Consider the following 24,389-nt stretch of genomic DNA (forward strand, 5'->3'; position numbering starts at 1 on the left):
ATGACCGAACATGCTGCTCACGGCAGTCTCGCCATCAGGCGCAGAACCGATCATGTGCTCCCCTCAGGACACCGGAATCCGCCCAGTGTCCCACCGGAGGCATCGATTGCAAAGTGGGCAGGTCCATGTGGCACACGTCCTCTCAGAGGAGCGTGTGACGCCGTGGGACCACCGTTGCGTTAGGAGACCATGTGGTCGAACTCCCCGTCCTTGGCTCCCCTGATGAAGGCGTCGATCTCGGCGCGGGTGTACAGCAGCGCCGGCCCGTCGGGGAAGCGCGAGTTCCGTACCGCGATGGCGCCGTCCGGCAGCTCCGCCAGCTCGACGCAGTTGCCGCTCGGGTTGCTGGCACGGCTCTTGAGCCAGCTGACCTCGCGCAGCAGCGACGCCGACATTCCGTTGTAGGCCTGATACATCCTCGCCCCTCCTGGCCGCTGTCGAGAATGCCCGGTCGCGCCTGATGGCGCCGGCCGGGCGCCGCTCCCCCTCCATCTTGCACACTCAAATGCACGTGCATCTGAGTGTGCAAGCGTGCTTGCATATGCACGACTTGAGGAGCAAGATAGCGGAAGCGGCGCACCGGGCGCCTCGCGACGAACACGACTTCCCCCAGGGTTCGCCAATGACCAAGTCTCCGCTCCGCGAGACCACCGGTATCCCCCTCGCGCACCGAGGTTGGGATGACTGGCTGACGCGTCTCGACAACCCCCCGCATCAGGTTCCCGAGCGCCCATGGGTGGCCGCCCGGAACCTGCCCGCGGAGGCCGAGTCGCCGAAGATCGCCCGGCACGTCACGAAGACGACCCTGGCGGAGTGGAGCCTGGCGCGGTTCTACGACGACGCGTCCGTGGTCGTGTCGGAACTCGTGACCAACGCGATCCGTCACGGCCTGCGCTGCGGAGCCGACGCCGAGGAGGCCCTCCGGCTCGTCCTCGTCCGCTACCGCTGCCACCTGGTGTGCATGGTCACCGACCCGGCGGACCGGGCCCCGGCGATGCGGGAGCCCGACTTCGTCGCCGAGACCGGGCGAGGCCTGCACATCATCGACGCCATCAGCAGGGCCTGGGGCTGGACTCCCCTGCTGGGCGGCGGCAAGGCCGTCTGGGCCGCGTTCTCCATCGTCTGAACCGAGGCGCTCCCTCGACCACGGCCGGCGCTGCTACAAGGACCATTCCTTCTACGACCGTTCCTTCCACGACCAGTCCGCCGTCTCAACAGTCCACTGTCACCGGTCCGCCGGATCGGTGATCCACTCGGCGTGGCCGTCGGCGACGGCCACGAGCCGTTCGGGGCCGTCGCCGTGCCGCAGGCGCAGCGCGAAGGCGACCGGACCGAGATCCGGCGCCGCCTCCAGGGACAGATGGAACAGCCGGTGCGTCCGCCCCACGGCCTTGATCGCGTCGTCGAACCGGGGACGCCGGTCCGCCGCGACGTGCAGGCGGGTCGCGGCGTGGAACACGACCACCGGCGTGTCGCCGGGAACCTCCGCGACGAGCCGCGGAAGCACCTCCACGGCGTCGCCGGTGACGGTCCTCGGCGGATCGGCGGCGACGACGCGCAGCGCCGCGTCCTGCAGGTCGGCCTGGGCGCGGTTCTCCGGCCAGATCAGCGCACGCAGCCAGAGCCGCTCGTCCGGGTCGGTGACATCGACGGGATGCAGGTCGACGCCCACCCGGTCGGCGATGACCGGCAGCGGGCCCAGGTCCGGTGCCTGCGCCGCCCCCTGCCACCGGGTACGGATCTCGACCGGTGAGGCGGGACTCCCCCACGTCCGGCCGCCGAGGTCGTAGCGGTACTCGTCGAACCGCAGCAGCAGACCCGCGCTGCACCCCACCTCGATCAGCGTGACGGGCTCGTCGGTCAGGCGGGCGACGAGGGCGAGGCCGAGCCGGAGGACCGTCGCCCGCTTCACGACATTCGTCTGCACGAGGCGGTCGTGCATCAGCGCGACGAGGTCCGCTCGCCGGGTGAGGCAGAAGTCGGTGAACGCAGGGCCGGGATCGCCTTGCGGCTCCCGCGCCGCTCCGGCCGTGCGGTACCAGGCCGCCAGTTCGTGTGACGGATCGCGGAGCAGCAGATAGTGCACTGCGGCGAACAGCAGATTGGAGGGGAGCTGGCCAGGACGGGCCTCCGCCGCGATCGCCAGCAGCCGCTCGTCCGCCGCGACCACCGCGCCGAGGCGGCCGTAAAGCGGCGACGTGGCGAACATGGACGGGGACGCCTCGAAGAGCCGGGCCAGATCATCGTCGTGCATACGGGGATGCTGGCCATCCTCGCCGATACCGGTCAACACTGATTTTGATCACTATGGCGCGCGCCGTCGGCCTGATGATCCGCGACAATCGGGGCATGCGATTCCGCGTCCTCGGCCCGATGGAGATCCGCGCCTCCGATGGATCCCCCGTCTCGGTCGGAGGGCCGCGCGTACGCTCTCTGCTGGCCCTGCTCCTCCTCAACGCGGGCCGCGTGGTGACCGCCGAGCGCCTGATCGACGGCCTGTACGGCGCGCGGCCCCCGGCAGGCGCGGCGAACGCCCTGCAATCCCAGGTGTCCCGGCTGCGGCGCGGTCTCGGCACCGCCGACGGGTCACGGGACCTGGTCGAGTTCCACCCTGCCGGGTACCGTCTCGCGGTCGACCCCGGCCAGGTCGACGCCCTCTGCTTCGAACGGCTGACCCGGGAGGGCCGGCGCGCCCTGGCCGCGGGTGATCCGAGCCGTGCCGCCGTGCTCCTGCGCGAGGGCCTCGACCTGTGGCGCGGGCCGGCGCTGGCCGACGTGTCCGCCGCGCCGTTCGCCGAGACGCAGGCCGCCCGGCTCGAGGACCTGCGGCTCGAGGCCTTCGAGGACCACGCCGAGGCTCGGCTCGCCCTGGGCGGCCACCGCGACCTGGTGATCGGGCTCCGGGACCTGGTCGCCGCCCATCCGCTGCGGGAACGCCTGCGCGGTCTGCTCATGCGCGCCCTGTACGGCGCCGGCCGGCAGGCCGAGGCGCTCTCGGTGTTCGAGGACGCGCGGCGCACGCTCGCCGATCAGCTCGGTGCCGACCCCTCACCCGAGCTCGTCCAGGTGCACCTCGCCATTCTCCGGGCCGATCCGTCCCTGACGGCCACTCCGCCCCGGAAACGGCCACCGGCCCCGGCCGTCCACGTTGAGCCAGGATCTTCTGAAGAACCGCCGGCCTTCGAACAACCGGCGTCCCGCGCGGACTCCGCTCCCCACAGATCACCGACCGCCGATGAAGGGCCCGCCGCCGGCGAAAGGGCCGCCGCCCACGGAGGGCCCGCAGCCCACGGTGGGCTGACCGCCCAGCTCACCAGCTTCGTCGGGCGTCAGGACGAACTGGCCCGGATCGGCGGGCTGCTGGCGGCCGAGCGTCTCGTCACCCTCGTCGGTCCGGGTGGGACCGGCAAGACCCGCCTGGCGGTCGAGGCGGGCGGTCGGGCACGGGGCGAGGTCCGGTTCGTCGACCTCGCCGCGGTCGAACGCCGCCCGGAGGACGGCACGGGCCCGGACGGCGCGGTGGCCCAGGCGGTCATCGACGCCCTGGGTGTCCGTGAGGCCGGTCTGATGGCCGTTCCCGTCGGCGCGCAGTCCGACCCGGTGGCGCGGCTCGTCGAGGCTCTCATCGACCGCGACCTCCTGCTGATCCTGGACAACTGCGAGCATGTGATCGGCGAGGCGGCCACGCTCGTGCACCGGCTGCTCGGCGCCTGTCCCGGCCTGCGGGTGCTGGCGACCAGCAGGGAGGCCCTCGGCATCACCGGCGAGGCGATGTGCCCCCTGCCTCCGCTCGCCGCGCCGGCGCCCGACGTGAGTCCGGCGGACGCGCTCGCCTATCCGGCCGTGCGGCTGTTCGCCGACCGGGCGGCCGCCGTACGACCCGGTCTGGCACTCGACGCCGCCACCGTCGCCGCGATAGCGCGCGTCTGTGACGTGCTCGACGGGCTGCCGCTCGCGATCGAGCTGGCCGCCGCCCGGCTGCGCACGCTGACCGTCGAGGAGGTCGCGGCCCGCCTCGGAGCCGCCGGCACCGGAGCAGCCGAGACCGGAGACGCCGGATTCGGACGAGCCGGGGCCGGAGGAGCCGCGCTTGGAGGAGCCGGATCGAGAGCGGCCGGGGGCGGCGCCGGCTCCGGGGCGCCGGGCGATCTCACCGCGCCGTACGACCGGTTCCGGCTGCTGTCACGGGGCGACCGGACCAAGGCTCCCCGCCACCGCACCCTGCGGGCCGTCGTTCAGTGGAGCTGGGACCTGCTCGGCGCGGACGAACGCCTGGTCGCCCGGCGGCTGACCGTGTTCGCGGGCGGTGCCACGCCGGAGGGCGTGGCGCGGGTCTGCGGCCTCGCCGAGGACGAGGCCGAGGACCTGCTCACCGACCTCGCCGACAAGTCCTTCGTCGAGAGCGACGGCGGGCGGTACCGCATGCTCGACACGATCCGTGAGTTCTGCGCCGAGCGGTTGGCCGAGGCCGGCGAGGCCGAACGCGTACGCGCGGCGCACGCCGCGTACTTCCTCGAGCTGGCGGAGACGGCCGAACCCCACCTGCGCCGGGCCGAGCAGCTGGAGTGGCTGGCCCGTCTGAACGCCGAGCGCGGCAACCTGCTGGCGGCCCTTCGGCTGCTGGTGCACGCCGACCACGCCCGAGGGCTGCGGATGCTGGCGGCGATGTCGGCGTACTGGTGGCTGCGCGGGCTGCGCAGTGAGGGCGCCTCGGTGGCCACCGAACTGCTCGCCCTGGTCGGCGACGCACCGCCGGCCGGATCGGCGGAGGAGTACGCCCTGTGCGTCATGCTCGCGTTGCACGGCGGGGGCGACGATCCGGCCCTGGAGGACTACCGGCGCCGGATCGACTCGATCATGGCGGACCTCGGCTCGGACCGGCCGGCGCTGCGGCCGATGTCGACCCTCCTGTGGGCGATCAACGCCGGGCCGTCCACGGCCAACCTCGACCTTCAGGAGGCGCGCATGGGCCGGGACCCGTGGTCCCGGGCCCTTCGCCACTTCGGCTACGGGTACCGCCATCTCCTCGCCGGTGACCTCGCCGGGGCCGAGAACGAGTTCGCGCGGGGAGAGGCGGGTTTCCGCGCGTTCGGTGATCGCTGGGGACTGTCGGCGATGCTGGGGGAACGCGCGCGCCTCGCCGTGTGGCGCGGTGACTGGGACACGGCCCGTGCGCTGCTCGACGAGGCGTACGAGCATGTCCGGCGGCTCGACTCCGCCGAGGACATGGCGGACTGCTCGCAGTTGCGCGGCGAGATGCTGATCCGGCTCGGTGACCTCGACGGCGCGGAAGAATGCTACGAGCGGGCCCATGTCCTCGCCCGCCGGTCGGGTGGCGTGGAGAAGGTCGCGGAGACGCTCATCGGCCTGGGAGAGGTCGCCCGGCTGCGCGGCGACCTGGCGGAGGCGCGTCGCCGGTTCGAGACCGCGCTCAGCCGGTGCTCGGCGGAGGCGTTCATCGTCCGCCACTCCCGGGCGATGGCGCTGATCGGGATCGGCCGGGTCGCTGAGGCGGCAGGTGACGTGGCCGAGGCCGAGGCGTGGTGCCGTCGGGCGGTCGCCACCGGCCTCCCCGAGAGGGACTCCCGGATCCTGTCCCATGCCGCGGAGGCCCTGGCCGGGCCGCTGACGCTGCGCGGTGAGGGCGAGCCTGCCGCCCTCCTCCTCGGGGCCGGGGCCGCGCTGCGCGGTCTGTCCCTGGCAGGTGATCCCGACGTCGCCCGGGTCGCGGCCCGGGGGCGGGAGCTCATCGGCGCGGAGGCGTTCGGCGCCGCCCGGGACCGCGGCGCTGCGATGTCACCGGACGAGATCGTCGCGCTGCTCGCCGCCATGACCGGCGACGCCTGAGCGCCTCGCGCGGGTGGGCGGCATCTCAGCGCGTCCGCGACCGGTGGGGGGCGCCTGAGCGTCTCGCGCGGCGGGCCGCGCCGCGAAAACGACGAAGACCTGGTCACCCTAGGGTGACCAGGTCTTCAACCTGCGTAGTCCCGACCGGATTTGAACCGGCGTTACCGCCTTGAGAGGGCGGCGTCCTAGGCCACTAGACGACGGGACCTCGTGTTTCGCTCACTCGGTCTCCCGAGCGGGCGACGCCCAGCTTAGCGGACGTTCTCCCCTTGTACGAACCGAGTTTCGGTGAACCCGGGCCCTACATGAGAAGCGGGCCGCTTTCGGTGTGACCCGAAGGACCCTGTCGCTTGGCCGGTCCGGAGCGGTCCGTTCCCGCCTGGCGACGTCCCTAACTCTACCGGGTGATCACATCGACGCCAAACCAGACGGACCGGCATCAGCCTCCGGCGCCGATGAACAGGTCCACGTCGCGCATCAGCTCGCTGAAGACGACCGGCGGCACCTCCTCCAGCACCGCCGCACGCCACCCGTCCTCCGTGCGCCGCTCGAACCTGACCTGCCCGGTGATGGCGAGGTCCTCCTGCCGCGCGGGGTCGGCGTACTCCAGGAACAGGCGCCCTCGCCAGCCGCGGCCGGCGATCACGCGCGTCGCCACCCCTTCGTGCCCGCCGTCCCAGGGGCCGAGCATGGCGGGCTCCCAGCCGCGGGCCTTCATGAGCGCGTAGACCTGCCGGAAGCGCACGCCGCGCCCGGCGAACCGGCCGGAGTACGAGCGTGTCTTCCGCTCGGCCGGACCGAGCGGGTAGATCTCCCGGAACACCTGAGGGAACGGCTGCCGGATCCGCCGCTCGGTCAGGTGGCCGCGCCAGGCGCGGATCTCCTCGGGCACGGCGCGGGCCGGGTGCCACAGCCGGATCGGCGCGTCCTCGTCCGCCACGGCCCACGGCTCACCGGCGGCGTCGATGAAGCGCCGCCCGCCCTCGACCGGCAGACCGGAGCGCCACTGCCCGGGAGCGACCTCGACCTCCCAGAGCAGGCGTTCGGTGAGGGGACGGCCGATCGGGTGCTCTGCCTGCTCCGCGCGCCACCGGCCGTACGGCTGCCCGGCCTCGGCGAGCAGCGTGGCCTCCAGGGCACGGGTGAGCGTGGTGAGGTGGGCGCGGGTCCTCTTGAGAAGCGCGCGCAGCTCCGTCAGGCGTTCGGGCCGGTCGCGCCGGATCGCGGCGGGCATGCCGCGCAGCTCCCGCCCATCCTGACGGTGCCAGGTCAGCATCACGTCGTCACCGACCGTGATCCGCGCCTCGTACTCGCCGAACGGGGCGCGGTGCACGCCGTCCGGCCCGAACCCGAGGTCGGGCAGCCGGAACGCGACCTCGGGGCGTTCGCTCAGCGCGGCGTCGATCCGTTTCAGGGCGCGGTCGAGCTGCTTGGGCACTCCGGCGTGGCGGACGACGCCACGGACGGCACGCAGCGCGGCGGCCGCCTCGGGCGTGGGGAACTCCTGCGCCGACCGGGCCAGCTCGAAGAGCAGCGCCTGCGAGGGGAGCGTACGGGCCGGGGTGGGCGCGACCGCGATCGCCGGCAGGAGCCGCTCCAGCAGCTCCGGCAGCCACGGCTCGTCACGGAGGAGGGCGACCCGGCAGGCCCGGCCGAGCACCGCGATCTCCTCGGCCGTGAACGCCTTGTCGGCGGCGTAGCGGATGTCTCCCGCCTGGATCGCGGCGGCCCGGGCGGCCGCGGCCTCCAACGCCGTCCGCGCGAACCCGGCGTACGCCGAGTCCGCGAGCCGTTCCCAGTGGTCGGGAGCCGGGCGGGAGTCATGGCTCTGCTCCCGGATCAGGTCCAGCGCCCGACGGGTGGTGCGGCCGAGCCGCCCGGCCAGCGCCTCTTCCGCCGGGACGATCCGGAGGGTCGGGGCCGGCCTGTCACCTTCGGATTCCGGAGCGTGACCTTCCAGGGGAGCGGAGAGGACGGACCTGAGCGTTCGCGGCGACATGGGCCGATCTTGGCATCCGGCAACGACAGAATCGCGCGCTCCCGGCCTGGTTCGAGCGGCCCGGCCGCGTACTTCCGGAAGCGCCAGGAACGGCTGGCCGAACGGCGACTCGGCATTGACCGACGGAAACTCTCCGGGTCAGGCGGGCGTCTCCCCTATGTCCCCGCAGAACGCGGGGCGACCACCATGGGGAGGTGGATCGCATGACCGAACCGGCATGGCCGGTCCTACGGCAGGGCGGCACGGGACCGAACGTCACGGCGCTGCAGTACCTGCTGCGCGGCGCCCGTGACCAGTGGCGCACGCTCGCGGCCGACGGGGTGTTCGGACCGGCCACGGACAGCGTCGTCCGCGGCTTCCAGAGCGTCGCGGGGCTGCCCGTGGACGGGGTCGTCGGCCCGGCGACCTGGCAGAGGCTGACCGACGGAACCACGATCGGCGCCACCGTGCGCGAGGGCTCCCAGGGCGAGTACGTCAAGGCGGCCCAGACGGAGCTGCTCAAGCACGGTGACCTGAAGACCGCCGCTCAGGTCGACGGAATCTTCGGCCCGGACACCGACACCGCCACGCGACGCTTCCAGGAGCGGGTGGGGCTGATGGTCGACGGGATCGTGGGCCCGGCGACCTGGAGACAGCTCATCTCCCGTCCCGGGAGCTGACCACGCGGCCCGGCGGACACCGGGCACAGGACGGCCGCACGACCGCTGGTCGTGTGGCCGTTCGCGTGCGCCGCACCCACCGGGGCCCGCGTTCCGGTCCGGGGCGGTCGGGGGGACCGTCAGCTCGACGGGGGGCGGAGGACGCCGGCGATGACCGTGGTCACCACCTTCTCGACGGCTTCGGGCTCCGGGGGGGCGCCCTTCCGGTCCGCGAAGAGCAGGTGCCCGGCACCGATCAGGGTGGGCGCGAGCACGTCGACCTCGGCGTCGGCGGCGATGCGGCCGAGATCACGCTCCGCGGCGAGATAGGCGACGATCATGGTCACGGCCTCCGTCAGGATCGGGACGCCGACCGGCCAGGTCTCACGCAGCCGGGCACGCAGCTCGTCGCGGAAGGTGACGAGGGCAACGATGGCCACGGCGACCGACCCGAACAGCTCGGTGAGCGTCTCGGCGAGGTTGCCGACGACCGTGCCGTTCCCGGCGAAGTCGCGCAGGGTGGCGGCCTGAGCGTCCATCCGGCCGGCCCGGTCGAGAACGAGTTCGGCGAGGAACGCGTCGAAGTCGGCGAAGTGCCGGTGGAGCACCCCCTTGGCGCAGCCCGCCTCGGTGGTGACCGCCCGGCTGGTCAGCGCGCTCGGCCCGTCTCGCAGCAGGATGCGCTCGGCGGCGCCGAACAGCTGCTCGCGAACGTCGCGGAGGGCCACTCCTGTCGGCACCGCACATCCCGCCTCTCTCTGCCACGGTTGACGAGTGGGCATGTGCCCACTCATAGTGGGCACATGCCCACACTACCTTCGGAGCGGACGCCTCCTGAGCGCCGCCGCCCCCATGAGGCCCGAGAGTACGCAGAGTCGTTCGGCGTGGACACCGAACGCTACGACCGGACCCGTCCCCGCTATCCCGACGCCCTGGTGGAGCGGATCGTGACCGCCGCTCCCGGACGCGACGTTCTCGACGTCGGCTGCGGCACCGGCATCGCGGCCCGGCAGTTCCAGGCCGCCGGGTGCACGGTCCTGGGCGTCGAGCCCGACCCGCGGATGGCCGAGTTCGCGCGGCGCGGCGGGATGGAGGTCGAGGTCGCGGCGCTGGAGACGTGGGACCCCGCCGGGCGGCTGTTCGACGCGGTCGTCGCCGGGACCGCCTGGCACTGGATCGACCCGGTCGCGGGAGCGGCGAAGGCGGCTCAGGCGCTGCGCCCCGGCGGGCTGCTCGCCGCCTTCTGGCACACGCCCGACCTCCCGGCCGAGGTGGCCGAGGCCTTCGCCACGGTGTACGCGCGGGTCGCCCCCGACTCGCCATTCGACCTGCGGGCGGCGCGATCGGCCTCGGCCGCCTACCAGACGATCATCGGCAGGGTCGCCGACGGGATCCGCGAGGCGGGCGGGTTCGGTGAGGTGGAGCAGTGGCGATTCGACTGGGAGCGCACCTACACCCGTGATGAGTGGCTGGACCAGTTGCCCACCCAAGGCCCGCTGACCCGGCTGGCGCCGGACAAGGTGGCGGAGGTGCTGGCCGGCGTCGGCGCCGCCATCGACGCGCTCGGCGGCGCCTTCACGATGCCGTACACCACCATGGCGATCGTCGCGAAGCGAACCGACGACACCCCCTGAGCCGGCCCTAGCCCGTCCGCCCTGAACCGTTCCGACGTCGCTGAAATTCTGCTCGATATCTACGCAAGTTGCCTAGTCGGGCGGGACTGTTCGTAGGCTGATTGCCTAAGTCCATGACTGGAAACATCCGTACAGTGGAGGAGATCACGGAAAGCAGATGGTGTGCGAAGGTGTGGACATGCACTCGTCCCGGCGCGGGTCGCGCGACATCGACCACATCGGTTCAACCGGTCTGATCTCCATCTGTGGTCTTCCCCTGCAGTGCTCATGCGCTGCGACTCGCTCCAGTCGTAGTGCCGACCGCTCGGCGACCTGAAAGTAATGCTCGATTCCAAGGAGAACTCTCATGGCGACTCGTATCAAGGCGCTGCTGGGCCTGACCGCGGCGGGGCTGGCCGCGTCTACTCTGGTCGCTCCGGCGGCGCACGCGAGTAGCAATTATTTCCAATTCTGCAACAATCACGGAAATATCCCCAGCCCGGTCTCCGAGTATGTGGCGTTCCCGTACCGCGGATGGATCGAGTCGCCGGTCATTACGTCGGGCGTGTCGCCGGCCAAGTGCTGGGTCATGCCGGTCAGCGGTATCGCCAACGATGAGGCTGTGGGCTACCGGTTGGTCAACGGCCAGTGGCTGGCCGTCGCCACGATTTACTTCAACGACGACGCTCCGGACCCGACCACGTTCGAGTTCTGACGTCTCCTGCCGTGGCCATGGCCCGTCTCGCGATCGCGGACCGGGCCATGGCCCGTCATACGGCGGAGCGCGGGCGGTTGTCCGCGATCCAGGTGTCGATCGTCTCCCACCAGTCGAACAGCCACTGCTCCCGGCCGTCCTGGGGGATCTCCTCGCGCGGCACCCGCCACCACCGCGCGCGCAGCGGCCGGTCGAGCGGGATCGTCCGCCAGATGTCCCCGACGGTCAGAAGGTCGTCGACCCCCGTGTGGGCGACGAAGACGACGTCGGCGTCCGGCGCGGCGTCGATCGCCGCGAGCGAGCCGGCCGGACGCGGCGGTAGGACGTTGGCCATGTTCCGAGCGCGTTCGGCCGCGTCCCGGCGGCCCTGCCGGCGCAGCCGGCGGATCGCGCGCACACGGCGCCGCGGCGTGAAGTTCCCGCCCTCGGGGAAGATCAGCAGCGCGTCCTCGGGGCCGGCCCCGGCCGCCAGGCGGCCGATCTCGTCGACGACGCCCTCGCGCGGCGCGGAGCCGTCCGGCACGAACGCGTTGGGCAACCGGTTGAGCAGCACGTCGGCCGAGGGATCGAGCTGCAGGGCGGCCTTCATGACGATGCGGGGCCGCCGCGCGTACACGTTGAGCAGGTAGTGCACGATCAGCAGGGAGTCCCCCGGCCCGCCGTGCCGGCTGAGCACGATCACCGGCCGGCCGGGAGCCACGCCCAGCGGCTCCTGGATCTCGACCACGAGCCCCAGCATCCGGGCCGCGACGGCGTGAACGCGCGTGAGGAACCACCCGCACAGCGCGTAGTGCCGCGCCCGTTTGGTCTCGGGGGATCCGCCGGCCACCCACAGGCCCAGGCACGCCGTGAGCACGACGCACTCGAGGGCGAGCCAGCAGACCGCGATGACCACGATCCGCAGGAACCGGTGGCGGTGGCGCGCGGCCACGGCGCCGATGAGGAGCAGTAGCGGCGAGGCCGCCACCGCCGCGATCGCGACCGCGAACAGCATAGGGGTCAGGACCAGGCGCCTGACGAGCCGCGGGGGGAGCACCGGAGGTCAGCGACCCGACGGTTTCGGCAGGTCCGGCAGCTCGGACAGGTACGCGCGGCTGGCCGCGTACGCCCGCTCGATGTTCACCTCGACCCGTGAGGCGTCGCGGTAGCGGAGCTGGGACAGGCCCGCGCTCTGGCCGTTCGACCCGGTGGGCAGGACGTGGACCGTGACGTCGCCGGGCAGTTCGGCCATCTCCTCGGCGAACCGGTGCCGCCGGGCGATCTCAAAGGCCACCAGCCCGACCTGCCAGGGTCTGGTCGGCGCGGTGAGCGGCTTCTCGACGCGGCCGACCTGCAGGACGTACACCGTCCGCGCCCCTTCCCGCAGCGCGCGGCCGACGGGGATGCTGTGGACCAGGCCGCCGTCGTAGAAGTGCTCGTCGCCGATGCGGACCGGCGGGAGGACGCCGGGGACGGCGCAGGACGCCAGCACCGCCGGGACGAGCGGGCCGCGGGTGAACCACCGCGCCTCGGCGCGTTCGATGTTGGCGGCGACGCAGTGGAACGGCACGGCCAGGTCCTCGATCCGGTCAGCGGGAATCAGCGCGTTCAGCGCGGTCGCCAGCAGCTCGGTCGAGTGCAGGTGCGTGCCGGACCGGATCAGCGTGGACACGCGGCTGAGGAACGAGCCGGCGAACACCGAGCCCGCCCCCTCGCGCTGCCACGCCTCGGCGAGCAGGTCGGCGGCGTTCTCCGGGTCCGCCGCCACGAACGCCCCGTTGAAGGCACCGACCGAGGTCCCGACGATCAGGTCCGGCCGGATGCCCGCCTCCGTGAGCGCTCGCAGCATCCCGACCTCATGGGCGCCCAGCAGCCCGCCGCCACCCAGGACGAACGCGGTCTTGGCATCATTCACAGCGTCTCCCGTCGAAAGGCCACGGTCAGCGTCGAAAGACGACGGCGAGCCCCTCTTACCCCGATCGAGGCCATTGACGACCATCGGCGGCAGGCGGGCATGCCGCCGCCGGCCGATCTCGCCGGCCGACCAGCGCCCCCGCCCCCGTACGGCCGACCGACGCTCCGCCCCCGTAGGGCCGACCAGTGCGGTGCCCCCGACTCCCTACGGCCGGCCGGCACCGGCGGCCCCGTTTCGACGAGTGTGACCGGACGACCGCCAGGTTGCACCGTATCGACGGGTTTGCCGGGATTTGCCAAACGTTTCATTGCCCGTCCTCCCCTGGCCAACCGCGATCCTTAGCGTCCTCTTGCCGAAGATCAAGCCGAGGGAGACGCTCCTTTTGCTGAAGATCATGCGGAAGGAGAGCGCTATGCACGAGAGCCCCGCAGTTCGGGGTCGCGGGCTCAGGAAGTCCTTCGGGGACGTCGTCGCACTCGACGGCGTCGACCTCGACGTGACGGCCGGGCAGGTCCACGGCCTCGTCGGCCCGAACGGCGCGGGCAAGACGACGCTCCTCGGCCTGCTGCTGGGCCTGGCGGTCGCGGACGGCGGTGAGCTCGAGATCCTGGGCACGCCGGTCGGCCGGACGCTCGCCGTCCCCGACGGCGTCGCGGGCTTCGTGGACGGGCCCGGGCTCTACCCGTCCCTCACCGCGCGGCAGAACCTGTCGGCCCTGGCGGCCCTGCGCGGGTACGACGCCGGCCGGGCCGCCGCCGTCGACGACGCCCTCGAGCAGGTCGGGCTCACCGACGTCGCCGACGACCGCATCCGGGGCTTCTCGCTCGGCATGCGCCAGCGACTCGGGCTGGCCGCCGCGCTGCTCACCCGGCCGCGGCTGCTCGTCCTCGACGAGCCGGCCAACGGCCTCGACCCCGCCGGCAAACACCACGTGCACCGCGTCATCACCGGGCTGGCCGCGGACGGGACCGCGGTGGTCCTCTCCAGCCACCGGATGGACGACCTCGCCGTCCTGTGCTCCGAGGTCACCGTCCTGGCCACCGGGCGGGTCGTCTTCTCCGGGCCGGTGAGCAAGCTCGCCGCCGAGAGCGGCGAACTCGACTACCGGCTGCTCACCTCCGACACGGCGGCCGCCCGCCGGGTGGCGCTGGACACGCCGGGGCTCCGCGTCCCGCCCGGCCCCGCCCGGGACCGGCGGCCGGACGCGGACGTGCTCGTCGTCCGCGGGGCCGTGCCCGCCATCGAGGACCTGGTGGTGCGGCTCGTACGGGCCGAGGTGGCCGTACGCGAGCTGGCGCCCGTGGTGGCGCCGCTCGAGGCCGCGTTCCTGGCCCTGACCGGTACCGGACCCACCGAGGAGGAGGACGGATCATGACGGAGACCATCACGCCCCCTCCGGTCGAGGCGCGGCCGGCGCCGGTGCTGCGCGGCTACCGGTTCGAGCTGGTCAAGCTGCTCTCCCAGTGGCGGATCCGCGTACTGCTGCTCGCCTGCTGGCTCGCCCCGGCCGGCTTCGTGGCGGCGGTGAGCCTGCAGAGCGCGCTGCCCGCCGACACGGTCTTCGGCCGCTGGATGCACGCGACCGGCTGGGCGGGGTCGCTGGTCGTGCTGGACTTCTCGCGCAGCTGGGCGCTTCCGCTGCTGACGGCGCTGGTCGCCGGCGACGTCTTCGCGGCCGAGGACCGGCTGGGCACCTGGCGTCACCTCCTCGTGGCCGTCCGCTCGCCGAGGCGGATCTTCGTCACCAAGGCCCTCGCCGGCCTCACCGTGCTCCTGCTGCTGGTGGCGGGCCTGGCCGGATCGAGCATCGCGGGTGGCCTGGCCGCGGTCGGCGACCGGCCGCTCGTCGGCCTGGACGGCCATCTCCTCGCCCCAGGGGACGCGGCCGGCACGGTGCTGCTCGCGTGGGCCTGCGTGCTGGCGCCGACACTGGCGTTCGCCGCGATCGGCCTGCTCGGTTCGGTGGCCCTGGGCCGTTCCACGATGGGACTGCTGCTGCCTGCGCTCCTGGCCTTCACGCTGCAGCTCGCGCAGCTGCTTCCGCTGCCGGTCGCCGTACGGCTGGCGCTGCCGAGCCACGCCTTCCTCGCCTGGCGGGGGCTCTTCACCGGCCCGGCGCAGACCGGCCCCCTCCTCATCGGCCTCGTGGTGAGCCTGACGTGGGCGGTCGTCGCGACCGCGTCGGCGTACCACCTGTTCCTGCGCCGCGACTTCACCGACCTGACGTACGAGGGGTCGGGCCGGCGCCTCCTCGTGGCGGGCGCGCTGCCGCTCACCGCCCTGGTCGTCCTCACCTTCGCGGTCGTCACCGGGACGACCTCGGCCGGAGGCTCCGGGATCGAACGGACCAAGGTCGAGGGCTCGCTCGCCACGGCGTACGCCCATCTCTACCGGATGCAGACGCGGGAGCTCCATCGTCCCGACGTCACCGAGGCCCAGCTGCGGGCCACCGCCGCCTGCGACAAGGGCGGCTCCCGGGTCTCCGATGAGGGACCCGGCAACGACTGGCGGTGCGTCGTGTCCTGGCATCTGCCCGGCGCGACCGCGGTGGGCACCGCCATCTACCAGCTCGACGTCACCGCGGATGGGCGGTACGTCGCCGACGGAGACGGGCCGAAGGAGGTGAACGGCTTCTTCCAGGTGCGCACCCCGACCGGGGACGCGCCTAACCCCTTGTGGCAGTTCGACGGGAACGTCGACCTGCTGTCACGCGTTTCGAAGGACTGATTCATGCACGTCACCCGCCAGCGCGTCACGAAGGCCCCGCTTGGGCTCTTCGGCCGACGCACCGGCCGCCGCCTCCGTGTGGTGGCGGCCGGAACCGCGGCTCTCGCCTTCGTCGGCGGGAGCATCGCGTACGCCTCCACCGACATCTTCGGCGGCAACCACGTCGGCTCCTCCACCGACGCGGGTCTGCAGCTCGCCAGCGACCAGGTCCTCAACCCGATCGGCGACCGCCTGCTCGTCGACAACGGCAAGCTGCTCGCCTCGTCGGTCAGCCCGGACGGCCGGTTCCTCGCCGCCCTCACCAACGACCGGTCGATCGCGCTGACCATCGTCGACCTGAAGAACTACAAGGTGCTGCAGCAGGCCGGCACCGCCTCGACCGCCGGGCTGCGCATCTCCAGCAACAGCGTCGGGCAGGAGGGGCCGGCCTACTCCCCCGACGGCACGACCCTCTGGCTGCCCCAGCTCGACGGTTTCAGCCGCTTCCCGGTGAACGCCGACGGCACCCTGGCCAAGCCGACGACCATCAAGATCGCCGCGCAGGGCTCCAAGCACGCGATACCGGCCCAGGCGGTCTTCTCCGCAGACGGCAAGACCGTGTACGCCGCCGTCAACGGTCAGAACCGCGTCGTGGCGATGGACGCCGCGACTGGAACGATCCAGCAGAACTGGAACGTGGGCATCGCCCCGCGCGGCCTGGCGCTGGTCGGCAACAAGCTCTACGTCAGCAACGAGGGCGGCCGCCAGGCCAAGCCCGGCGACACGACGATCAACTCCTACGGCACCGACGTGCCCGCCGACCCGAAGACGGCGGCGACGACCACCGGCACCGTCAGCGTGATCGACGTCGCCGACCCGGCCGCCTCGGTCGCCTCCATCGACGTCGGCCTGCACCCCACCGCGATGCACGCCGCCCGCGGCGCGCTCTTCGTCACCGACACGTTCGGCGACCAGGTCTCCGTCATCGACACGGCCAAGGACAAGGTCGTCCAGACGATCGCGACCCAGCCGTGGCCTGAGGCCAAGGTCGGGTACGCCCCGGACGGCGTGACCCTGACCAAGGACGGTCACCTGCTGGTCACCCTCGGCCGGGCCAACGCGGTCGCCGTCTACCACTACACCAGCCCGCAGGAGCCGGTCAGCTACGTCGGCCTCCTCCCGACGGACTACTACCCGGAGGACGTGACCACCGTCGGAGACGACGTGATCGTCACGAACACCCGCGGCATCGGTGAACGCGGCCCGACGCGCACCATCGACAAGGGCCCCGGCACCACACCGGCCACGGGCCACAACACCCACGACTCGACCGGCTCGCTGCTCCGGTTCAAGCTGCCGGCCGACCGGGCGATCACCAAGACCACGGCCACGGTCTTCGCGCAGAACGGCTGGACCAAGCACAACGTCCGGGAGAGCCAGGGCAAGTCCCGCAAGGCCGTGCCCGTCCCCAAGCGCCTCGGTGACCCGTCGACCATCAAGCACGTCTTCCTGCTGGTCAAGGAGAACCGCTCGTACGACCAGGTGTTCGGTGACGACTCGCGCGGCAACGGCGACCCGACGCTGGCGCAGTTCGGCCAGAAGGTCACGCCGAACCAGCACGCCCTCGCCCGTCAGTTCGGCCTGTACGACAACACCTACGACATCGGCACCAACTCCGCCGAAGGCCACAACTGGCTGATGCAGGCCGATGACCCGGAGTACACCGAGTCCACCGCCGGCGAGTACGAGCGCAGCTACGACACCGAGGACGACGCGCTCGGCCACCAGCGCTCCGGCTTCATCTGGACCGGCGCGCAGGACGCCGGCAAGACCGTGCGCAACTTCGGGGAGTTCAACCAGTTCGAGACCGTCCCGGCCGGCGCGACGTGGCAGAGCTTCTACTGCGACGCGAGGAACATGGCCGCGACCGGGCAGGACACCACCCTGAAGACGGACACCGAGTCGCCGATCCCGTCGCTCAACGCCGTCACCGTGCACGACTACCCGAAGTTCGACGAGAACATCCCGGACCTCTACCGGTACGAGATCTGGAAGCGCGACTTCGAGAAGAACGGCCCGGCCAACCTCAACATGTTCTGGCTCTCCAGCGACCACACCGGTGGAGCGCCGAGCCCGATCTCCCAGGTCGCCGACAACGACCTCGCCGTCGGCAAGATCGTCGACACCATCTCGCACAGCAAGTACTGGAAGGACTCCGCGATCTTCGTGATCGAGGACGACACCCAGAACGGCGTCGACCACGTCGACGGCGCGCACGGCCCCGTGCAGATCATCAGCCCCTGGGCCCAGCACGGCACCGTGGACAGCCGCTACTACACGCAGATCACCGTGATCCGCACCATCGAGCAGATCCTCGGGATCCACCCGATGAACCAGAAGGACAGCGCCGCCACCCCGATGGACACGGCCTTCACCGCCAAGCCCGACTACGAGCCCTTCACGGCGCAGCCCAACCAGGTCTCCCTCACCGACGGCCTGGCAACCCCGCCCACCTGCGGTAACGACGTCCCGGCCGGAATGAGCGCCGCCGCGGCGGCCCGCGCCCGCACGGTGGCGTCCACGGTCCCGGCCGGCATGCGGCACACCGCCGAGCTCTGGACCGCCTGGCAGCAGAAGCAGCAGCTGACCGGTCCGCACGCCATCCCCGACATCGCCAACCCCCGGCTCATGAGCCACCTCACCTGGTACAAGGTGCACAACTGGAGCACCCCGTACCCGGGCGAGGACAAGATCTACACCCCCGACCAGGTCCCCGGCGGCTACCTGCCGGGCCCGGACTCCAACTGACCCCGACCGAACCTCTCGCGCGACGGCCCGCCGGCACCCCCGGCGGGCCGTCCGCCGTCCCGCCTGTTCGCAGCCGGGGCCAGTGGTCCGTTGCCCGCAGCTACTTTTCACGGGGTCGCACCGACCACGCTCAAATCGGGAGTGGTCACCCGAGTGCCTGGCGGAGTTCCTCGACGTCCACACCTATGGCGGACAGGAGCGAGTGGCACGGGTCGTCAGGGTCCGCCAGGACCGCGGCCAGCAGGTGCGTCGTACCGGTGGACGGGCTCTTGCGCTCATGGGCGAGCAGGCGTGCGCGGGTCAACGCCTTCCCGGCACCGTTGTCCAGGGCGAGTGAATCCGCCTGCGGCCCGTCGCCCGTCCGGATCAGGTCGGCGACCGCGTCGTCCGCCCGAATCAGGTCGGCGACCGCGTCGAACATGGCGGATGCTGTTGCTCCTCGCGTACGCAGCAGTTCAGCACCCGTGTTGACCTGGGCCACCCCGTCGCGGAACCGGTGGCCGGCGGTGGTGACCTGGTCGTCCACGACGAGCATGGCGAGGAGCAGATGCGCGGTCGTCACGCGGGAATGTCCGAGCCGGATGGCCTGGCGCTCGGCTTCCATGCGCACCGTGGGCACGACAGGCGTCCCGAAGCCACCGCTGGTGAGTCGCCTGACGATGCGGCCTCCCCACCCTCTCCCCGCGGGTTTGTCGAGCACGCCCAGGTTGCGCAGCCCGTCGACGCTGCGCATGTTCGGTGCGCCGTCCTGGCGCGCGCTCGGATGCACGGCGAGCCTGGCGATGAGTTCGTCCCGATCCAGCCGCCGTTCGAGCAGTGCCTCACTTGCCCGGTTACCGGGATCGTGCAGCAGTCCCATGAGCATGTGGGTCTCGTTCGCCCAGCTGACGCCGAATTCGTGAGCGCACATGAGCATCTGACCGAGCGCGGCGGCCAGCGCTTCGCTCGGCACCATGGGCTGGTCCTCCGGCGACGCCGACTCGTCACGCGGCTTCGCCGTCCGGCGAGCCACCCACGCGGCCTCGTGCAACAGTGCCGTGACCGCGGGCGCGGCCGGCGGGTCATTCCTGCCATCGTCCCCGCTCAGCCAGAGCCAGACCCTGTCGTCCTTGGCCGAGATGACCGCCCTCAGCCCGCCGTTGCTGCGAGACAACAGTTCCGCTGCCGCGGATTCGCCCTTGAGGAGCGCGAAGAGCAGATGCTGGGTACCCACGGTCCGGCCGGTCTCGGCGGCCTTCTCATACGCCCGGGCCAGCGACTCCACGACCTCGCGGGAGGCGTCGGTGGTATCGGTTCTCAATGCGTTCATCATGCGGTCCCCTTCGTTGATCACTACGATGAAGCCTAGGAACGCACCTTGTGCCGGGACATCTGCCGATCATCCGGACTCCATGGCCGATCGGCCATGATGAGCGAGCCGATCGGCGTTCAAGGAGCCATGTGCACGGCCGAAAGTGAGGTGTCCGCAGATTTCCCCCCTGGTCGAACGGGCTCGCTCCGTCCGCACGGCCGTCGCCCGTGAGGCGGAACAGGCGCGGGCCGCCGTCCGCTCTGCGGCGCCTCATGTGGTGGTCGGCGAACTGGCGATGTTCCTGATGACGCTCGCCATCGGATTCTTGCCGCTCTGGATGTCACCGCCGTCGCCGCGCCACGTGATCGCCACCGCTGCGAGCGCGTTCTGGGCGGCACTGCTGGTTCCCGCCCGCAAACGCTGGCCGGCCGGAACTCTGCTGGCCACGGTGCCGGTGATCGCCGGCACCGATATCGGGGCGTTGGCGGTCCTGCCCGTCATCGCGTACTCGACGGCACGGCGCATCAGTCCCGCCCGGCGCCGGTGGTCGATGGTGCTGGCGGCCGTGGGTGCCGGCCTTCCCCTCAGCGTGGTGGTGGAGACGACCGCCTCGTACGGACTCGGCGAGACGCTCGCCGATTACGCGCTGAGCGCCGTACTTCTCCTCCTCCTACCGGCGTGGGCCGGGAGCCTGATGGGACGACGCCGTCCGCTGGTCCGATTGCTGCGGGAGCGCAACGAGTACCTGGAGCGGGCGCAGGTGCTCACCGGGGAAAAGGCGCGCATGAAGGAACGCGCACGCATCGCCGCCGAAATGCACGACATGCTCGGACACCGGCTCACCCTGATATCGCTGCACGCCGGAGCCTTGGAAATCACCGTCGCCCAAGAGGCCCCCCAGGTGAGCGGCCAGGCGGAGCTTCTGCGCACCACGGCGGGGACGGCGATTGCGGAACTGCGCGAGATCCTCCAGGTTCTCCGTGACCCCATGGAGGGTCCTTCCGAAATCGCCGGCGAACGCAGCGGAACCCGCACCGATATCGCCGATCTCGTGACCGAGTCCCGACGGGCCGGTATCGACGTCGACCTGGCGTGGTCCGGCGGGGACCTCAGCGACGCGGACCCGCGGACGCGCCACGCCGTTCACCGCGTCGTCCGCGAAGGCCTGACCAATGTCCACAAGCACGCCCGGACAGCACGGACCAGGGTCGAAGTCACCAACGACGCCGGCCGTGTCCGCGTACGCGTGATCAACGGCCCGGTACCGGGCACGCCCCAACGGCTCCCGGGCACCCGCCAGGGACTGGTCGGCCTGGACGAACGGATCGCTCTGCTCCACGGCGCCTTCACCGCCGGTCCCACGCCCGAGGGCGGATTCCTGGTCACAGCCGACCTCCCTCTCCGCCCGCCCGTCCCCCTGCCCCCCGACCCTGCGATGCCGCGCGAGGTACCCGAACGGCCCAGGCCGCTCGATGACGAGGTGCTCACGCTGCCCCGAGCCCTGGGTGCCGGATGCCTCGGGTTGCTGGTACTCGTTCCGGTCGCTGTCGGCACGGCCACGATGATCATCATGCGAGCCCTACAATGACGCGGGTGATCCGGACCCTGATCGCCGATGACGAAACGCTCATGCGAGCCGGTATCCGCCTCATCCTGGATAACGCCGACGACATCGAGGTCGTGGCCGAGGTAGCCGACGGCCCCTCCGCCGTCCAAGCCTGCCGGGAACACGAGATCGACGTCGCCCTGCTGGACGTCCACATGCCCGGCGGCGACGGCCTCGCGGCCATTCCGGGGATCGCCCGCGAATCCCCCAAGACCAACATCGCCATGCTCACCGCCTTCGGCGACGACCACAACGTCGCCCAGGCCCTCCGAGCCGGCGCCGTAGGTTTCCTGCTCAAGGACACCGGCCCCACCGAGCTGATCCGAGCCGTACGCGTGGCCGCCACCGGCGAGTCGATCTTGGCCCCTCAGATCACCCGCCGGCTGATCGAACGCCACCTGCTTTCCGACTCCAAGGACGCCGAACCGGCCAAACGCCGAATCGAGCAGCTCACCGACACCGAACGCGACGTACTCCGCCTGGTCACCGCCGGCCTGTCGAACGCGGAGATCGCCCAGCAACTCCACATGAGCACAGGCACTGTAAAGGCTCACATCAGCCGCATACTCGCCAAGGTCGGCTGCGCCAACCGAGTCCAAGCCGCCATTCTGGCCCATGACGCCGGTCTACCAGCGGGCCCATGAGCCGACACGGTTCCGCCCACCCTCGGCCGCCGTACCAGAGGAGAGCCAGAACTCACAGGTGATATGTCGGCCCGCCGACATATGGTCGCCGATAACCGGGGAGCTCTACGGGCTCCAGAGAACACGAGGGGCGGGGTCTCCGTGAGACTCCCGCCCTGCTCAGGTACTTGCTGGGGTACCAGGACTCGAACCTAGACTAACTGAACCAGAATCAGTCGTGCTGCCGATTACACCATACCCCACTGGCCTGCGGATCTTCCGATCTCCAGCGCCTCAGGAAGTCTAGCGGACCTTCGCGGTGCTCGCGAACGCGATCCGGCGCCGGCGAGTGATCTCGGCGGGGGCGGAATATCCGCTATGTTCCGGCGTGCCCCGGCACGGATAGTCTCCGCTCGTGGATCGAACGGGCGGGTTGACGCGCGACACCGCGACCTGGGTGCTGTACGCCGTGCTGAGCTGCATGAGCTACCTGCTCAACGGCATGGGGGCGGTGCTGGCGCCGCTGCAGGACGACCTCGGGGTGAACCGGGCGCAGGTGGCCTTCTACCCCACGCTGTTCGCGGCGGGGCTCCTCCTGATCGGACTGGTGGGCGGTCCGCTGGTCGGCCGCGTCGGCCGGGTCATGACGCTCCGTCTCTCGGTCACCTGCATGATCGCGGGCGGGCTGCTGCTGGCCACGCCGGTGCGGTCCCTGACCCTGGTGGGCGCACTGCTCCTCGGGGTCGGCGGGGCGCTGCTCGTCCAGCTGGTCCCCGCGCTGCTGGGCGCGCTGCACCCGCATGCTCCGGCGGCCGCGGTCGGCGAGGCGAACGGGCTGGCGAGTGCCGTGTCGGTGCTGGCGCCGCTGGCGGTGGCCGGGGCGCTCGCCGCCGGTCTCGGCTGGCGGGCCGGCTATCTGGTGGCTCCGCTGGTGCTCATGGCGATCGTCGCGCTGCTCTCCTGGAACGTACCAATGCCGGACGCCGCCGACGTTCCCGACGACGCGCCAGCGGGCTCCAGAACGGCGTTGGTCGGTCCGTGGATCGAGGTGCTGCTCGCGGTCAGCGTCGAGTTCTGCATGGTCTTCTGGGCGGCCTCCGCGGTCGGTGACTGGCATCACGCGTCGTCGGGCCTGGCCCCCGCGGTCGCGGCGCTGTTCCTGGTCGGCATGGCCACCGGCCGGTCCCTCGCCGTTCCAGTCACCCGGCGCGTACACGGTCACCGGGCGCTGCTGCTGGGCTGCACGGCCGTCGCCGCGGCAGGGTTCGCGCTGTTCTGGGCCGCTCCGACGCTGCCCCTGGCGGGTGTCGGGCTGGCCGTGGCCGGGCTGGGCGTCGCGCTGCTCTACCCGACCACGGTGAGCCGTACGGTCGCCGCCTGGCCGCACGCTCCGGACAAGGCGGCGGCGCGGGCGGCGATGGCGTCCGGGCTGGCGATCGGCGGCGCCCCCTTCCTCCTCGCGCGGCTGTCCGACACGGTGAGCCTGCGCACGGCGTACTTGATCGTCCCGGTGCTGCTGGCCGCCCTGGTGGCCCGCACGCTGACGTCCCGCAGGTGACCGCATGGTCCGCCGCCGAGGGTTCTGGTGATCGTGACGACCACGATCCTCGGCGCTGAGGTGTGGCCGGCGCCGCCGCCGAGGACGCCGGCGGCCGTCCCCGGCGAAACGGCGACCCTCAGGCGCCGGGCAGGTAGAGGCAGAACGGGTGGCCGGCCGGGTCGAGGCAGACGCGCACGTGGTCCTGCGGCTGGTACTCCGCGAGAACGGCGCCCTGGGCGAGCGCGTGCGCGACCGCGGCGCCCAGGTCGTCGACCGCGATGTCCAGGTGGGCCATCATCCGCTGGTGGCCCGGCTCGCCGGGCCACGCCGGGCGTACATAATCCTCATCGGTCTGGAAGGACAGACCGGCCCCACCGTCGGGCGCGGCCAGCACGACCCACTCGGGTTCGTCCTCCACGGCCGCCCAGCCGAGCAGCCGCCGGTAGAAGCCGGCGAGCTCCCGCGCGTCGGTCGAGTCCAGGACGACTCCGGTCAGCTTCAGCCGTGGCCTGTCGCTCATCGCACTCCTCGTACGGGCCGCCGGTCGGCCCAGGGGGACATGATCATGGTTGGACGTGTCCGCGTCGAACGCGTACGGGTCAGGCGCCGGGCAGGGCCAGGCAGAACGGGTGTCCGGCGGGGTCGCGGCAGACCAGGGCGCGCTCCTGGGGCTGGTGCTCCGCGAGGACCGCGCCCTGCTCGATCGCATAGGCGACCGCGGCGTTCAGGTCGTGGACCCGGATGTCCAGGTGGGCCATCATCCGCTGGTGGTCCGGTTCGGCGGGCCAGGTCGGCGGGACGTACTCCTTGGCCGTCTGGAAGGACACGCTCGGCCCGCCGCCGGGCGGTTCCAGTTTCACCCAGGCAGGATCGTCGTGGACGGTCTCCCAGCCCAGCAGCCGCCGGTAGAAGCCGGCGAGCTCCCGCGCGTCGGGCGCGTCCAGGACGAAGCCGATCAGGGACAGCTCGGGCCGGTCGCTCATGGCGCTCCCTCGGGCGTGGACGGTCGTGGTGGACCGTCCATGCCCGGTCGGGAGCCCGTCATGCCGCCTCGGGCGGGGCGCCGGTCCCCACCGTGCGCCGGTGGAGACCCTCGGCTACTCCGCCGC

The 24,389-nt window shown here is 71.8% G+C and carries 20 protein-coding genes and 2 tRNA genes; 11 read left to right on the forward strand and 11 right to left on the reverse strand.

The genetic code is table 11. The features are described 5' to 3' along the window. Positions 1-179 precede the first annotated feature (179 nt). Positions 180-416, reverse strand: coding sequence for a DUF397 domain-containing protein (locus tag NE235_RS35215; protein WP_252810885.1), 237 nt, complete (start codon positions 414-416; stop codon positions 180-182). Positions 417-622: 206 nt separating this feature from the next. Between NE235_RS35215 and NE235_RS35220 the strand changes: the two genes are divergently transcribed. After that, the gene (locus tag NE235_RS35220) at positions 623-1,126 is read left to right on the forward strand and encodes an ATP-binding protein (RefSeq protein WP_252810888.1); all 504 of its coding nucleotides are present in this window, start codon (positions 623-625) and stop codon (positions 1,124-1,126) included. 99 nt (positions 1,127-1,225) lie between these two features. Here NE235_RS35220 and NE235_RS35225 read toward each other — a convergent pair whose 3' ends face one another. Continuing rightward, a complete protein-coding gene (locus NE235_RS35225; RefSeq protein ID WP_252810890.1) occupies positions 1,226-2,254 on the reverse strand; it encodes a DUF2332 domain-containing protein in 1,029 nt (342 codons plus the stop codon). Between the two features lie 95 nt (positions 2,255-2,349). Here NE235_RS35225 and NE235_RS35230 point away from each other — a divergent pair, with 95 nt between their 5' ends. Continuing rightward, positions 2,350-5,847 carry an AfsR/SARP family transcriptional regulator gene (locus NE235_RS35230; RefSeq protein ID WP_252810892.1) on the forward strand — a complete coding sequence of 1,166 codons (3,498 nt, stop codon included), beginning with the start codon at positions 2,350-2,352 and terminating at the stop codon, positions 5,845-5,847. Positions 5,848-5,982: 135 nt separating this feature from the next. Here NE235_RS35230 and NE235_RS35235 read toward each other — a convergent pair. Together NE235_RS35235 and NE235_RS35240 are read right to left on the reverse strand one after the other, a co-directional pair. Then, positions 5,983-6,055, reverse strand: a tRNA-Glu gene (locus NE235_RS35235). Positions 6,056-6,286: 231 nt separating this feature from the next. After that, positions 6,287-7,846 (reverse strand): DUF4132 domain-containing protein, encoded by a 1,560-nt coding sequence (locus NE235_RS35240; RefSeq protein WP_252810894.1) that lies wholly within the window; start codon positions 7,844-7,846, stop codon positions 6,287-6,289. A gap of 203 nt (positions 7,847-8,049) precedes the next feature. Here NE235_RS35240 and NE235_RS35245 point away from each other — a divergent pair, with 203 nt between their 5' ends. Next, a complete protein-coding gene (locus NE235_RS35245) occupies positions 8,050-8,505 on the forward strand; it encodes a peptidoglycan-binding domain-containing protein (RefSeq protein ID WP_252810896.1) in 456 nt (151 codons plus the stop codon). Positions 8,506-8,624: 119 nt separating this feature from the next. On the opposite strand, the gene NE235_RS35250 is transcribed toward NE235_RS35245, so the two are convergent. Further along, positions 8,625-9,224, reverse strand: coding sequence for a TetR/AcrR family transcriptional regulator (locus NE235_RS35250; RefSeq protein WP_252810898.1), 600 nt, complete (start codon positions 9,222-9,224; stop codon positions 8,625-8,627). Positions 9,225-9,287: 63 nt separating this feature from the next. Between NE235_RS35250 and NE235_RS35255 the strand changes: the two genes are divergently transcribed. After that, positions 9,288-10,118 (forward strand): class I SAM-dependent methyltransferase, encoded by an 831-nt coding sequence (locus tag NE235_RS35255; protein WP_252810900.1) that lies wholly within the window; start codon positions 9,288-9,290, stop codon positions 10,116-10,118. A 346-nt stretch (positions 10,119-10,464) separates the two neighbouring features. Further along, the gene (locus tag NE235_RS35260) at positions 10,465-10,812 is read left to right on the forward strand and encodes a hypothetical protein (protein WP_252810902.1); all 348 of its coding nucleotides are present in this window, start codon (positions 10,465-10,467) and stop codon (positions 10,810-10,812) included. Positions 10,813-10,867: 55 nt separating this feature from the next. Here the strand turns inward: NE235_RS35260 and NE235_RS35265 are convergent, their stop codons facing one another. Further along, positions 10,868-11,806: a 1-acyl-sn-glycerol-3-phosphate acyltransferase gene (locus NE235_RS35265; RefSeq protein ID WP_252810904.1), complete on the reverse strand. Its 939-nt coding sequence runs from the start codon at positions 11,804-11,806 to the stop codon at positions 10,868-10,870. A 48-nt stretch (positions 11,807-11,854) separates the two neighbouring features. Then, entirely contained in the window at positions 11,855-12,706 is an 852-nt protein-coding gene (locus NE235_RS35270) for a patatin-like phospholipase family protein (RefSeq protein WP_252810906.1), read from the reverse strand. A 412-nt stretch (positions 12,707-13,118) separates the two neighbouring features. Between NE235_RS35270 and NE235_RS35275 the strand changes: the two genes are divergently transcribed. The 3 genes from NE235_RS35275 to NE235_RS35285 are packed head-to-tail and all read left to right on the forward strand — an operon-like array spanning position 13,119 to position 18,220. After that, the gene (locus NE235_RS35275) at positions 13,119-14,081 is read left to right on the forward strand and encodes an ABC transporter ATP-binding protein (RefSeq protein ID WP_252810907.1); all 963 of its coding nucleotides are present in this window, start codon (positions 13,119-13,121) and stop codon (positions 14,079-14,081) included. Continuing rightward, positions 14,078-15,433, forward strand: a complete 1,356-nt coding sequence (locus NE235_RS35280; RefSeq protein WP_252810909.1) for a hypothetical protein — start codon at positions 14,078-14,080, stop codon at positions 15,431-15,433. Before NE235_RS35275 ends, NE235_RS35280 begins: the two co-directional genes overlap by 4 nt. A 3-nt stretch (positions 15,434-15,436) precedes the next feature. Further along, a complete protein-coding gene (locus NE235_RS35285; protein ID WP_252810911.1) occupies positions 15,437-18,220 on the forward strand; it encodes an alkaline phosphatase family protein in 2,784 nt (927 codons plus the stop codon). A 145-nt stretch (positions 18,221-18,365) separates the two neighbouring features. Here the strand turns inward: NE235_RS35285 and NE235_RS35290 are convergent, their stop codons facing one another. Next, complete coding sequence (locus NE235_RS35290) at positions 18,366-19,553, reverse strand: Clp protease N-terminal domain-containing protein (RefSeq protein ID WP_252810920.1); 1,188 nt, start codon at positions 19,551-19,553, stop codon at positions 18,366-18,368. Between the two features lie 235 nt (positions 19,554-19,788). Here NE235_RS35290 and NE235_RS38520 point away from each other — a divergent pair, with 235 nt between their 5' ends. Both NE235_RS38520 and NE235_RS35300 read left to right on the forward strand, forming a co-directional pair. Next, positions 19,789-21,099, forward strand: coding sequence for a sensor histidine kinase (locus NE235_RS38520; RefSeq protein WP_252810922.1), 1,311 nt, complete (start codon positions 19,789-19,791; stop codon positions 21,097-21,099). After that, positions 21,096-21,761, forward strand: coding sequence for a response regulator transcription factor (locus tag NE235_RS35300; protein ID WP_308206202.1), 666 nt, complete (start codon positions 21,096-21,098; stop codon positions 21,759-21,761). Before NE235_RS38520 ends, NE235_RS35300 begins: the two co-directional genes overlap by 4 nt. 170 nt (positions 21,762-21,931) lie before the next feature. On the opposite strand, the gene NE235_RS35305 is transcribed toward NE235_RS35300, so the two are convergent. Continuing rightward, positions 21,932-22,003 (reverse strand) — tRNA-Gln (locus NE235_RS35305). A gap of 152 nt (positions 22,004-22,155) precedes the next feature. On the opposite strand from NE235_RS35305, the gene NE235_RS35310 reads away from it, so the two are divergent. Then, a complete protein-coding gene (locus NE235_RS35310; RefSeq protein ID WP_252810926.1) occupies positions 22,156-23,298 on the forward strand; it encodes an MFS transporter in 1,143 nt (380 codons plus the stop codon). A 118-nt stretch (positions 23,299-23,416) separates the two neighbouring features. Here NE235_RS35310 and NE235_RS35315 read toward each other — a convergent pair whose 3' ends face one another. Both NE235_RS35315 and NE235_RS35320 read right to left on the reverse strand, forming a co-directional pair. Next, positions 23,417-23,800 (reverse strand): VOC family protein, encoded by a 384-nt coding sequence (locus NE235_RS35315; protein WP_252810928.1) that lies wholly within the window; start codon positions 23,798-23,800, stop codon positions 23,417-23,419. 79 nt (positions 23,801-23,879) lie between these two features. Next, on the reverse strand, positions 23,880-24,263 hold the full coding sequence (locus NE235_RS35320; RefSeq protein WP_252810930.1) for a VOC family protein: 384 nt from the start codon (positions 24,261-24,263) through the stop codon (positions 23,880-23,882). Positions 24,264-24,389: the final 126 nt, after the last annotated feature.

The organism is Actinoallomurus spadix, from assembly GCF_024055725.1.
Classification (GTDB): Bacteria; Actinomycetota; Actinomycetes; order Streptosporangiales; family Streptosporangiaceae; genus Actinoallomurus; species Actinoallomurus spadix.

What these genes read in the sequence shown, in the direction of transcription:
- NE235_RS35215 (WP_252810885.1), bottom strand. Translation starts at nt 416, where the DNA reads ATGTATCAGGCCTACAACGGAATGTCGGCGTCGCTGCTGCGCGAGGTC.
- NE235_RS35220 (WP_252810888.1), top strand. Translation starts at nt 623, where the DNA reads ATGACCAAGTCTCCGCTCCGCGAGACCACCGGTATCCCCCTCGCGCAC.
- NE235_RS35225 (WP_252810890.1), bottom strand. Translation starts at nt 2,254, where the DNA reads ATGCACGACGATGATCTGGCCCGGCTCTTCGAGGCGTCCCCGTCCATG.
- NE235_RS35230 (WP_252810892.1), top strand. Translation starts at nt 2,350, where the DNA reads ATGCGATTCCGCGTCCTCGGCCCGATGGAGATCCGCGCCTCCGATGGA.
- NE235_RS35240 (WP_252810894.1), bottom strand. Translation starts at nt 7,846, where the DNA reads ATGTCGCCGCGAACGCTCAGGTCCGTCCTCTCCGCTCCCCTGGAAGGT.
- NE235_RS35245 (WP_252810896.1), top strand. Translation starts at nt 8,050, where the DNA reads ATGACCGAACCGGCATGGCCGGTCCTACGGCAGGGCGGCACGGGACCG.
- NE235_RS35255 (WP_252810900.1), top strand. Translation starts at nt 9,288, where the DNA reads ATGCCCACACTACCTTCGGAGCGGACGCCTCCTGAGCGCCGCCGCCCC.
- NE235_RS35260 (WP_252810902.1), top strand. Translation starts at nt 10,465, where the DNA reads ATGGCGACTCGTATCAAGGCGCTGCTGGGCCTGACCGCGGCGGGGCTG.
- NE235_RS35265 (WP_252810904.1), bottom strand. Translation starts at nt 11,806, where the DNA reads ATGCTGTTCGCGGTCGCGATCGCGGCGGTGGCGGCCTCGCCGCTACTG.
- NE235_RS35275 (WP_252810907.1), top strand. Translation starts at nt 13,119, where the DNA reads ATGCACGAGAGCCCCGCAGTTCGGGGTCGCGGGCTCAGGAAGTCCTTC.
- NE235_RS35280 (WP_252810909.1), top strand. Translation starts at nt 14,078, where the DNA reads ATGACGGAGACCATCACGCCCCCTCCGGTCGAGGCGCGGCCGGCGCCG.
- NE235_RS35285 (WP_252810911.1), top strand. Translation starts at nt 15,437, where the DNA reads ATGCACGTCACCCGCCAGCGCGTCACGAAGGCCCCGCTTGGGCTCTTC.
- NE235_RS35300 (WP_308206202.1), top strand. Translation starts at nt 21,096, where the DNA reads ATGACGCGGGTGATCCGGACCCTGATCGCCGATGACGAAACGCTCATG.
- NE235_RS35315 (WP_252810928.1), bottom strand. Translation starts at nt 23,800, where the DNA reads ATGAGCGACAGGCCACGGCTGAAGCTGACCGGAGTCGTCCTGGACTCG.
- NE235_RS35320 (WP_252810930.1), bottom strand. Translation starts at nt 24,263, where the DNA reads ATGAGCGACCGGCCCGAGCTGTCCCTGATCGGCTTCGTCCTGGACGCG.